This window comes from uncultured Campylobacter sp. (assembly GCF_938045205.1).
Taxonomy (GTDB): domain Bacteria; phylum Campylobacterota; class Campylobacteria; order Campylobacterales; family Campylobacteraceae; genus Campylobacter_B.
In genome coordinates this window covers 1-10,680 of sequence record NZ_CALIMY010000110.1, presented here as the reverse complement: position 1 = coordinate 10,680, position 10,680 = coordinate 1, and the positions used below count along the sequence as shown (strand labels likewise).

Sequence of the window (10,680 nt, the reverse complement as noted above, 5' to 3'; positions counted from 1 at the left end):
TATTTTTAAGTCCGATTTGCGCTAGCTGCTTGGTTATATTGCCGTCTTCTTGTCCGCGTATGCGCATGCCTAGCATAAAGCGCTGGTAGGTAAAATACTCCGCATCTCTTATTTGCCTTTTTGATTCGATAAAAAATGCCAAATTTACTGTAATAAGCGCAGCAAAAAAGAAAAAAGATATGAGTTTGATGATAGATATATTACGCATTAATAAATTTATACCCTATACCGCGCACGGGATGGATGAAGTGTGGATTTTTAGGGTCGTCTCCTATCTTTTGGCGCAAGCGCCCTATGGCTACGTCGATACTTTTTAGCCCACTTTGAAATTTGGCCTGACCTAAATTTAACAAAATATCCTCTCTTGATACGACTATCCCCTCTTTTTCATAAAGGTAGATAAAGATGTCAAATTCCGCTTTCGTTAGCGCTATCTCCTCTTTGTTTTTTATGACGATACGCCTTTGTTTATCGACGCAAAAGGTTTTGGAGTCGTTGCTGGTTTGTATCCCTCGACGGAGTATCGCCCTTAGCCTAAATGCAAGCTCTATTGGCTCATAGGGCTTTGCCATGTAGTCGTCCGCCCCAAGCTCAAAGCTCTTTATCTTATCTAGCGTTTCGCTGCGAGCCGATGAGATGATGATAGGTAGAGACGGGTAGCTATGTCTTACCTGCTTGCACACCTCAAGGCCGTCCATATCAGGCAAGCCAAGGTCAAGCACCAATGCGTCAAAAGTATTTTTTGCGTCTAGAATTTTAAGTCCTTCAACCGGATTTGTGACTATGGTTACGCCAATCTCACTTTTTGCCAATGCAAATTTTAAAAGCTCGGCCAGTTCAAGATCGTCTTCTATAAGTAAAATTTCTATCATAGTAGAGATTATATCAAATTTAAAATTTAAAACTAAAAAATATTTTTTAGTTAATGTTACCAAAATCTTACCGTTTTTCGTGAGCCTGCGTGTTATAATTGTGCTTATTGATCCAAGGGAGATGCCATAAAATACAGTGGCTTTGTGTTTTAAAAGAGCGTGGTTATTCTAGACATATCACCAAATGGCAAAACTAAAAAGACAAAATTTACATAGCGCGGCATGATCGCAAATGATGATGCGATAAGCCAAGCTTAAAAAGACGGCATTATTAAATGCCTAAAAAAGAAATTTAAGGAGTTTGGAGTGAAAACATCTTTTTTAACCACAAGCAAGAGTAAATTTGCTCTTAGTTTGGCTGCGTTTATGGCTATGGCTACCTGTACAAGCGCAAGTGAGAGCTTGGAAGAGGCTTTGCAGGCAAGCACTATGGGTGCGACCGTATTTTCATACTACGATATGGACTCGACAGAGTACTTTCCACCAGCTAGCAGAACAAATAAAATTCGTGAGCACATCGGTGGTTTAGGTGCTGAGCTTAGGTTCTTAACTGGCTCTTACTATGGCTTTAGGCTTGGTCTTACGGCTCAGGGTTTGGTAAATTTCGGTCCGTCAAAGGCCGCAAAAGAGTATTTTGCCTATGACTGGAATAGCGAAGGCATAGCTCTTTCAGAGGCCTACTTAGGATATGAAAATGACTACATCGACTTTAAACTAGGCCGCCAGTACTACAACTCAAAATACACAGGCCTCGTGCCGCCGCTTGTGGCTACAAACACGGACGTGGGCTACAAAGAGGCATTTGAGGGCGTGAGCGCTAGGATAAAGCTTGATAGTATAAATACCGTTATCGGCCTAGCTGACTTTTGGAAATTTGCCGGCAGATCAAGCGCCGTAACGGGCGGCGATCATGGTGCGCCAAGATTTAAAGACAGAGTTGTCATCGGCGGCTTTGGGCCTTGCGCTTACAAATTTGACAACATCTTTAATTCGTTTGCAACATATAGCGGCATCCCAGGCGTCTCGCTCACGGCCGGTTATGCAAATGTATCTGGTCTTGAATACGATGACGCGGCCAACTCAAAAGGCGATATAAATTTCTACTTCGCAGCTGCTGGCTACAAAACGCCTACGCTTTTTGAAAACGCGGTAGTTGGAATAGACTTTATGTATAAAGGCTCAAGAACAAACGGTACTTTAAAAGAGAATTTCGACTTTAACGGCAACTACTATGCAGGCATGATAGGACTTTATAACGCTTACGGCGCTGATTTTAGATACGCATACTCGACCGTTAGCAAAAACCAGATGTCGCTTCAAGGCATAGGAAACGACGTTGGCTCATTTACGGCCACTCCGATCTATGGTCCGTTTTTATTTATGAATTTTGCTGGTATGAATTTACATAAATTTAGCGCAGGCTATGACTTTAGCAACGTAGGCGTCGACGGTCTTAGGGTGGACGCTGACTACTGGTATGGCAAGCAGCATAACGGCAGCAACGTCAGGTCAGGCGACTTGCACGGTCAAGCGCCAGGAACTAGGATAGATGTAGAGGGCTGGGACGTGCAGGTTTCTTACAAAGTCCCTGCAGTAAAAGGCTTAAAGCTATCTGCTATCTACGAAACTATGGATAGAAAGCTAAAATATACAAACGGTGGCTCTGACGGCAAAACGACGGATGAAGAGCTTTGGTTAAGAGCGTCTTATGACTTTGACATATTAAAATAAAACTTGAAACAAGGAGTATAAAATGGTAGAAAAAAATGAACTATCACGCCGCTCGTTTTTAAAACGTAGCGGAGCGCTCACGCTTGGCTCGGTTGTGGCTGGATCTGCGCTACTAACAGGCTGTGATAACCCGAACAATCACCTCATCCATCCAAAAAAGGAAGTTGCAAAAGCCCCTGAAGTGCCAAAATGGCTGGGCGCTGAGCCGCAAATTTCAGACAAAGATATCAAAGAGACGCTTGAAACCGATGTACTTATCATAGGTGCCGGCGTTTCGGGACTCCACGCTGCGCGCGCTGCAACTGAAAAAGGTGCAAGGGTTATCGTCCTAGAAAAAGCCGGTCGCTTTCAAGTTAGAAGCGGTCAGTACGGCACTCTAGGCAATAAATTTCAAAGAGAGCTTGGTATCAAATATGACAAGAATGCAGCTATAAATGAGCATTTAAAACAGATGGGATACCGCGCCGATCAGCGCGTATGGAACTACTGGGCAGATCACAGCGGCGAGGACTTTGACTGGATGATAGAGCTTGCTCCTGCGGTGCATTTTATGAAAGAGACCGATACGCAGCTTGATAGAAGTAAGATAAATTTGATGCTTATGCACTATCCACTCCCGGCCGGATACGACCCAAGTAAGGAAAACAGCCCAAGCTATCCAACCGTTATGACATTTTTGCCTAGCCAAGAGCCGATGATGGAGCTAGTTTATGAAAAGTCTATAAAACAAGGCGCAAAATATATCTTCAAAACTCGCGCACAAAAGCTACTTCGCGACAAAACAACTGGCAAAATGCAAGGAGCGATCGCGCAAAATATGTCTGATGGCTCATATATCAAGATAAATGCCAAATCAGTAATCTTAGCCACGGGAGACTATATGAATGATCCTGAGATGGTAAAAACATTTGTGCCGTGGGTGGCAAATTTCTTCTGTCCGTTTCCAAACAGAGACTACAAAAACAATCCGACAAACACGGGAGACGGGCATAAGCTTGGCTCATGGATAGGCGCAAAGCTAGAAGACGGACCGCACGCACCAGTCGCTCACACGCTTGGCGGACCGCTTGGCGTTGATGCGTTTTTACTAACAAATGCAAAGGGAGAACGCTTTACAAATGAAGATCTAAGCGGTCAGCAAGTCACTCAGCCGCTCTCTCGCCAACCAGGAGGCTTTGGCTGGCAGGTATTTGACTCTAAATTTCCAGAGCAAGTCGGCCTCATGGGCGTATCACACGGCAGTGTAAACCACTGTGTAGAAGATAATCCAAAGCTTCCATCTGACTGCCAGTGGGCGATAGGCAAAACATCGTATATATCGGTAAAAGATATTGAAGAGATGCCTGATGTATTTAAAGCAAACAGCATAGAAGAACTTGCCGGTATGCTATACCCTAATAATCAAAAGGCACAAACGCAGTTTTTAGTAACTATAAAACGCTACAACGAGCTATGCGACAAAGGTTACGATGATGACTTTGGTAAGACCTCAAAGAGGATGTTTCCAGTACGTCACGCGCCGTTTTATGCCGGCAAGATGGGCGTGGGCGCTAGCCTGGTCGTCATGGGGGGCTTTACTGTTGAGCCAAGTACTGCAAATGTACTAGATACTGACTATAACGAAATTTCAGGACTTTATGCCTGCGGTAATGTTATGGGCGGGCGCTTTTTAGGCGATTATCCGGTAGTTTTAGCCGGCACTAGCCACGGAACATGCCTATGCTATGGACGCTTAGCAGGCTATCAGGCTGCGGCAAACGCAAAAGGAGTAATGGCATGAGCAAGAGAAGAAAATATACGATAATAGGACTAATAGTAGCTGCTGTCATAGGTTTTATAGCGTTTCACCAGGTACAAGCAGCTAGCCACAAGGCTGAATTTTGTATCTTGTGTCACAACATGCAGCCAGAGTACGACTCCTATACAAAAGGAAATTTGCTAGCTAAAAAGCATAACGACGCAAATGTAACATGCCACGACTGTCATACACCAACCATAGGTGAGCAACTAAACGAGGTCAGGATGTATGCGATGGGCGATTTTGAGATGCCAACAAAACAAAGAGGATTTACAAACGAGCAGTGCACCAGCTGTCATAAGATAGACGATATCAGGAAAAAGACTACGCACTATGGTTTGTCTAACCCGCATAATGGTGTCCATAATAGAGACAATGAAATGCTTCAGTGCCAATCATGTCACGCAGTGCATCATCCGCAAAAGCTAAATACTTGTATGTCTTGCCACCCGATAGACTGGAAAGTAGATAGTAGCTGGAAGATGTATCCGCCTAGCGAAAAATAATCTTTAATCCGCCTCGCTCGGGGCGGATTTATCTCCTCTGTAAATATAAATAGCTCAAGATAAGTTAAGCGGATTTTCTCTTATCAATTTTAGCAAAAAGCAATGGATCTCTCTTTTATATCTGTAGTTTAGTAGCTCAAATTTAAAACAATTTAGATATTTAATGCCGTCTATATATCGTTCGACTATTTCTTCAAAAATAGTAGGTATTTCTTCTTCTCGTATAACGTCTTTTAATATGAATATGTTGTTTATTCCTGAGGTGTCAATACTAAAACCTAATTCTTGAATGTTGTTGTCGGCCGCGTCCTTTAATTTATGCTGTTCGAGAAATAATTTTGAACCGGGAAGTGAATAAAAAAGAATTTCGGCGACATACCGTATGTAAAAAAAAGTATTTTTTGAGCAATTCTTGACAATGAATCTAAATTTACTATTGGCGTAATTATCAAAACATAGTTTTAGTTCAAACTGAAACATATTTTAAAATATCGTCCAGATTTTTCACTATAAATTTTAAAATTACTTTATTAAGCCTTTTATACTTTAGCATTCTATTCTCGCTTTATCCCAAGCTTATCGCCAAAATTTTGCTTGATGTAGATATGCAAAATATCGATCGCGGCGGGCGTTACGCCGCTGATCTCGCTCGCGGCAAAAAGCGTCGGCGGCGCGAAGCGATTTAGCTTCTGCACGATCTCGTTGCTAAGCCCTCCGATCTTGCTAAAATCGATCTGTGGCGGGATCGCGACGCCAAGCAACCCTTTCATTCTCTCGACCTCGGCGCGCTGCATCGCGATGTAGAAATAATACTTGCACTGCGTTAAAATTTCATCCAAAACTTCATCGCCAAAGCCCTCAAAATGCGGCGCCAGAGCAAGCAGGCCCGCCTTTGAAAAGCCGCTTTTGGCTACGATTTTTTGCAAGCTACAGCTTTGCGAAATGGGCTCTGCGCCGATACTTTGCAGCAGGCTAAGCGTCTGTTTCGAAGGGGTAATCTGCGTTTTTAGTAAAAATTCCATTCCGCTTTCCACATCGAGCTTAAATTTGCTCGCCCTCTCGTAGCTCACCTCGTCTAAAAGCCCGATCTCGCGGCCGTATTCGCTTAGGCGCAGCACGGCGTTGCCCTCGCGCAGCAGCAGGCGAAATTCCGCACGCGAAGTAAACATTCGATAGGGCTCGTTCGTGCCCTTGGTAACCAGATCGTCGATCAAAACGCCGATATACGCCTCATCCCTACGCAAAATCAGAGGCTGCCGCCCGCGCAAATCAAGCACGGCGTTGATGCCCGCCATCAGCCCCTGCGCCGCAGCCTCCTCGTAGCCGGTGGTACCGTTGATCTGGCCTGCTAAAAACAGCCCGCGGATCTTTTTGGTCTCGAGGCTGTGTTTAAGCTCGGTAGGATCAATGAAATCGTACTCGATCGCATAGCCCGGGCGGACGATTTTTGCATTTTCAAAGCCTCTGATCGTGCGCAAAAACGCAATCTGCACGTCGTAAGGAAGGCTCGTAGAAAGGCCGTTTACGTAATACTCCGTAGCCTCGCGCGTCTGCGGCTCGACGAAGACGTGGTGGCGGTCGCGATTTGGAAATTCATAAATTTTAGTCTCGATGCTCGGGCAGTAGCGCGGGCCCGTGCTTGAAATTTGTCCCGTAAACATCGGCGCGCGGGCGAAATTTTCGCGGATGATCTCGTGCGTTCGTTCGTTCGTATAAGCGATGAAGCAAGCAAGCTGCTTCGGCGCAAAATTTTTGCTGCGAAAGCTAAAAGCGCGCGGATCCGCGTCACCGTCTTGGCGCTCAAGCACGCTAAAATCGATCGTCTTAGCATCGATCCTTGGGCAGGTGCCCGTCTTTAGCCGCCCCATTTGCAGCCCCAGACTTCGCAGCGATTCGGCTAGCTCGACGCTCGCCAGCTCGCCCACGCGCCCCGCTTGCAGCTTGTTCTCGCCTACGTGAATTAGCCCGTTTAAAAAGGTGCCGGCGGTGATTATCAGATGCTCGGTCTCATAAACGTTGCCAAGATGGCTCTTTACGCCGCAAACGCGCAGAGCGCCGCCTTGCTCGCGGGTTAAAATTTCGCTCGCGATCTCCTGGCTGACGTCCAGCCCCTGCGTGTTTAGCAGCAAATTTCGCATATAGATGCGGTATTCATCCATATCGATCTGAGCGCGCGAGCCGCGCACGGCGGGGCCCTTGCTCTCGTTTAAAATTCTAAACTGCAGCCCGCATACATCCGCCGCAAGCCCCATCTGACCGCCCAGCGCGTCGATCTCCTTTACCAGATGTCCCTTAGCAAGGCCGCCGATTGCGGGGTTACAGCTCGCAGCGCCGATCTGTTCGGCCAAGATCGTAATTAACAGCGTCTTTGCGCCCATTTTTGCGGCGGCTAAGCTTGCCTCGATACCCGCGTGCCCGCCACCCACAACGATAACGTCGTATTTCATTTTTTGCCTTTAAATTAAAGCCGCAATTTTAGCTAAAATAAAATTTCAAAACGATAAATCGCGTGCAGATGACGCAGACTAGCCGTCCGTAAAAATCGCGGCACAAAATCGGCGGGGGGGGGCGTAAAATTCCGCGCGAAATTTTTAGCGTAAAATTCCTGCATCAAAATTTCACGCGCGGGCTTTGCTTTAAATTTAGCGTTGTATAATTACGCATTTTTATCAAAAAGGATGAATGCTGATAGATAAAGCTTATGTTTGCGCGCTGAAAGATCGCGTGACGGCGGGCTGCGAGATTGTAAAGCAGCAGGCGCTAGAGCTGGCGCAGTGCAAGGATCTGGGCGCGCTTTTTGCGGCGGCGGATGAGATCAGACGCGAGTTTTGCGGCGATAAATTTAATCTCTGCACGATCATAAACGTAAAATCGGGGCGCTGTAGCGAGGACTGCAAATACTGCGCGCAGTCGGCGCATTTTAACACGGGCTGCGAGACTTACGGAATTTTGAGCGAGCGGCAAGTGCTAAGCGCCGCGCTTGCAAACGAAGCCGAGCAGACGCACCGCTTTTCGCTCGTCGCCAGCGGGCGCGGAATTTCTCAAAAAAGCTCCGATCTTAAGGCATACTGCGCGATCTATGAGCGGCTGCGAAGCGAAACGCGGCTGCATCTGTGCGCCTCGCTGGGGATCGCTTCAAAGCCCGCGCTGGCGCTGCTTAAAGCGAGCGGCGTGCAGACCTATCATCATAATCTCGAGACTTCGCGAAAATTTTATCCGCAGATCTGCACGACGCACAGCTACGACGACCGCATCCAAACTATCGAGAATTGCCGCGCTGTAGGGCTTGACGTATGTAGCGGCGGGATTTTTGGGCTGGGCGAGGGCATGGAGGATCGCATCGATATGGCGCTGCAACTGCGAGAGCTGGGCGTCAGCTCCGTGCCGATCAATATCCTGACCCCGATCAAGGGCACTCCGCTGCAAGACGCCGCGCCGCTAGCGCACGATGAAATTTTAAAATCGATCGCGATCTACCGCTTTATCTTGCCGCGCGCGTATCTGCGCTTCGCAGGCGGCAGGCGAAATTTGGGCGAGCACGTGCGCACAGCGCTTGGATGCGGCATCAACTCGGCGCTTACGGGCAATTTCCTAACCACTACCGGCGATAGCATCGCAAGCGATAAGGCGCTTGTAGCGCAGTGCGGATTCGACCTCGCAAAGGGCGCGGATTAGCGTTGGTCGGGAATTAAAGATAAAATTTGAGATGTAATTGTGAAATTAAAATTTTTCTCTGCCTTGATTTTAGTCGTATTGCTTTGCGGTTGCTCGCCGCTCTCGCAGGACGGCAAGGAGGCCTTATTTGCAACAGGCGCGAGCAGATGCGACGTCGCAAGCTCGCTAAATAAGGAGCAGCCAAACCGCTGTGCAAAACGGCAAAAAATCAAAGCCGAAGCCGCGCGGGCAGTGCAAGAGCAAGCGGCATCGCAAGACGCGTTTAATTCATTTAGGGCGAATAGTGCGCAAGCTCAGCAAAGAGCGCAGCAGCAGTATATAGCCACGCAGCAAAGCCTAATGCAACAGCAAACGCAGCAGCAGCTGGGGCAGATGCAGCAGCGACAAAATATGCGAAATTTACAAAACGAGCAGAACTGGAATAGGCTGCGCAATCTGGAAAATATAAGTAGCGGTAGGATTTAGCCGTGAATTTTACAATTTGATCTAAATTTTAATTCGCGCGACTTTCATTCTAGATCAATTAGCCTCGGTAAAAATATGATGAAATTTTAATCAACATATTACAAAAACAAATAAGGTCTTAAATTTCAAGGGCAGGCAGCTAAATGCTAGAAAATTTTAATTGATTTTAAGCAACGAAATGGTGACCCACAGGAGATTTGAACTCCTGTTACCGGCGTGAGAGGCCAGCGTCCTAACCACTAGACGAGTGGGCCGCGAAATTAAAAATAAGATAATAGCGAAGTGTATATAAATTTTGGATTAAATTATATATTTTCTGCAAAAATAATGCAAAATAAAATTTTCGCCGAAAACTTAAAGCTTTTTGGCATAGCCGCAAATCTTGGTGCTATAGAGAGTCCGATATGCCGCCCATTCTAGATGGCACATAAATAAGTTCCGTCGTTGCAGCCATAAGCCAAATCGATATCATAAAAGCTTGCTGCGCCTTGCTATCAGCATCAAAAACGCCAATAATTTTATCGCGCTGATTCAAAGCAAACGATAAAGAAGCCAAATTTAGCATAGCTTTTATTTGGCTTCTAGGCTTTTTAGATACTCATATACTCTTTTATCCTCATTTTTCCTTGCCCAATCCGATGGAATTACGCTTTGGTTATGAGAACATCTAGCTTTTGGATCGGCGCCTCTTTCTACTAGATATTTTACGATTTCTAGACTATGAGAACTTGCCGCATAATTTACCATGGAGCAACCATCCCTATCCTTTGCTTTAAAATTTCCGCCGTATTTTTCTAAAAGCTTTACGAGCCTAAAACTCTTCTCATCGTCGTGTTGGCTTCCAAATACGCTCATCATCATTGCGCTATCAGTCAGTCTTTTTGCGCACTCTAGCATCGCGCGAAGCGAATTTTCGCTACCTAACATTACCGCCATTTCGATGGGAGTGGTATTTTCATGACCTTTAAAATTCGGATCGCCGCCCATTTCGCAGTATTTTTTAGCATCTTCGGCGTTGTCTGAATATGCCGTTTTGTGAAGCAGCGTTTGTATCTCATCCGCACTCAATCTCTCTTCGGTTTTGGGTGCAACGGGAGAGCTTTCGTCGTAAATCTCCTTTAATAAATTTGTACCATAGTATTTACCCGGCTCGTCTTTAAAAATCAAATTTATGCCGTTAAAATCCGTAAGTTCTATAGAGTCGTTTGTTTTTAAATTTATTATCTTGTTAAAGTTAAAAACTAAATCATCCTTTTTAACCCCACTATCAAAGATGAAAAAGTGGCTAAACTCGTAAGGAAATTCGTTTTTGTATTCGGGGTTTGACGCCGGATTTATCCTAGAATCGCCGATTTCTATCTTATCATGCCCCCATCTTTTGCCGAATATAAATATATTTGTACCCCAGCTTTTTGAAATTTTATCATCGTTCTCGCCCATTACAAAGATATCGTTTCCCCATGGGTCTTTCACATCGCTTCTGCCGCCCGCCAAAATATAGACGTTGTTATTTCCGGGGCAAACTATAGAGTGCCTCGTATCGCTTTCGGCTATAATGATCTCGTCTGCGTTTTGGTTGCAGCGAGAATTTATATCCCAATATATGGTTTTGCTAAAATTTAAACTCACGTCT

General features: G+C 45.7%; 8 protein-coding genes, 1 tRNA gene and 1 pseudogene. 5 read left to right on the top strand and 5 right to left on the bottom strand.

All coding sequences use genetic code 11. The annotated features are described in order from the left end of the window. Positions 1–208: pseudogene (locus tag Q0198_RS06805) on the bottom strand (sensor histidine kinase); the annotation flags it as partial. Continuing rightward, positions 201–872, bottom strand: coding sequence for a response regulator transcription factor (locus Q0198_RS06800; protein WP_366111961.1), 672 nt, complete (start codon positions 870–872; stop codon positions 201–203). The pseudogene Q0198_RS06805 and the gene Q0198_RS06800, both read right to left, overlap by 8 nt. 306 nt (positions 873–1,178) lie before the next feature. On the opposite strand from Q0198_RS06800, the gene Q0198_RS06795 reads away from it, so the two are divergent. The 3 genes from Q0198_RS06795 to Q0198_RS06785 are packed head-to-tail and all read left to right on the top strand — an operon-like array spanning position 1,179 to position 4,907. Continuing rightward, complete coding sequence (locus Q0198_RS06795) at positions 1,179–2,603, top strand: metalloid reductase RarA (protein WP_297896367.1); 1,425 nt, start codon at positions 1,179–1,181, stop codon at positions 2,601–2,603. A gap of 22 nt (positions 2,604–2,625) precedes the next feature. Beyond that, positions 2,626–4,383 (top strand): FAD-dependent oxidoreductase, encoded by a 1,758-nt coding sequence (locus Q0198_RS06790; protein WP_297896366.1) that lies wholly within the window; start codon positions 2,626–2,628, stop codon positions 4,381–4,383. Further along, positions 4,380–4,907, top strand: coding sequence for a cytochrome c3 family protein (locus Q0198_RS06785; RefSeq protein ID WP_297896364.1), 528 nt, complete (start codon positions 4,380–4,382; stop codon positions 4,905–4,907). The genes Q0198_RS06790 and Q0198_RS06785 overlap by 4 nt, the downstream gene beginning before the upstream one ends. Before the next feature lie 554 nt (positions 4,908–5,461). Here Q0198_RS06785 and mnmG read toward each other — a convergent pair. Beyond that, on the bottom strand, positions 5,462–7,354 hold the full coding sequence (gene mnmG, locus Q0198_RS06780) for a tRNA uridine-5-carboxymethylaminomethyl(34) synthesis enzyme MnmG (protein ID WP_297896363.1): 1,893 nt from the start codon (positions 7,352–7,354) through the stop codon (positions 5,462–5,464). Positions 7,355–7,589: 235 nt separating this feature from the next. Between mnmG and bioB the strand changes: the two genes are divergently transcribed. Together bioB and Q0198_RS06770 are read left to right on the top strand one after the other, a co-directional pair. Continuing rightward, entirely contained in the window at positions 7,590–8,582 is a 993-nt protein-coding gene (gene bioB, locus Q0198_RS06775) for a biotin synthase BioB (protein WP_297896361.1), read from the top strand. 39 nt (positions 8,583–8,621) lie between these two features. Continuing rightward, positions 8,622–9,047 (top strand): hypothetical protein, encoded by a 426-nt coding sequence (locus Q0198_RS06770; RefSeq protein WP_297896359.1) that lies wholly within the window; start codon positions 8,622–8,624, stop codon positions 9,045–9,047. A 179-nt stretch (positions 9,048–9,226) separates the two neighbouring features. Here the strand turns inward: Q0198_RS06770 and Q0198_RS06765 are convergent. Both Q0198_RS06765 and Q0198_RS06760 read right to left on the bottom strand, forming a co-directional pair. After that, a tRNA-Glu gene (locus tag Q0198_RS06765) sits at positions 9,227–9,301 on the bottom strand. A gap of 316 nt (positions 9,302–9,617) precedes the next feature. Further along, a partial coding sequence (locus tag Q0198_RS06760; protein ID WP_297896358.1) for an ankyrin repeat domain-containing protein occupies positions 9,618–10,680 on the bottom strand: 1,063 nt, incomplete at its 5' end.

Excerpts from the sequence above, each read along its gene's own strand:
- mnmG (WP_297896363.1), bottom strand. The coding sequence starts at position 7,354 with ATGAAATACGACGTTATCGTTGTGGGTGGCGGGCACGCGGGTATCGAG.
- Q0198_RS06800 (WP_366111961.1), bottom strand. The coding sequence starts at position 872 with ATGATAGAAATTTTACTTATAGAAGACGATCTTGAACTGGCCGAGCTT.
- Q0198_RS06790 (WP_297896366.1), top strand. The coding sequence starts at position 2,626 with ATGGTAGAAAAAAATGAACTATCACGCCGCTCGTTTTTAAAACGTAGC.
- bioB (WP_297896361.1), top strand. The coding sequence starts at position 7,590 with ATGCTGATAGATAAAGCTTATGTTTGCGCGCTGAAAGATCGCGTGACG.
- Q0198_RS06785 (WP_297896364.1), top strand. The coding sequence starts at position 4,380 with ATGAGCAAGAGAAGAAAATATACGATAATAGGACTAATAGTAGCTGCT.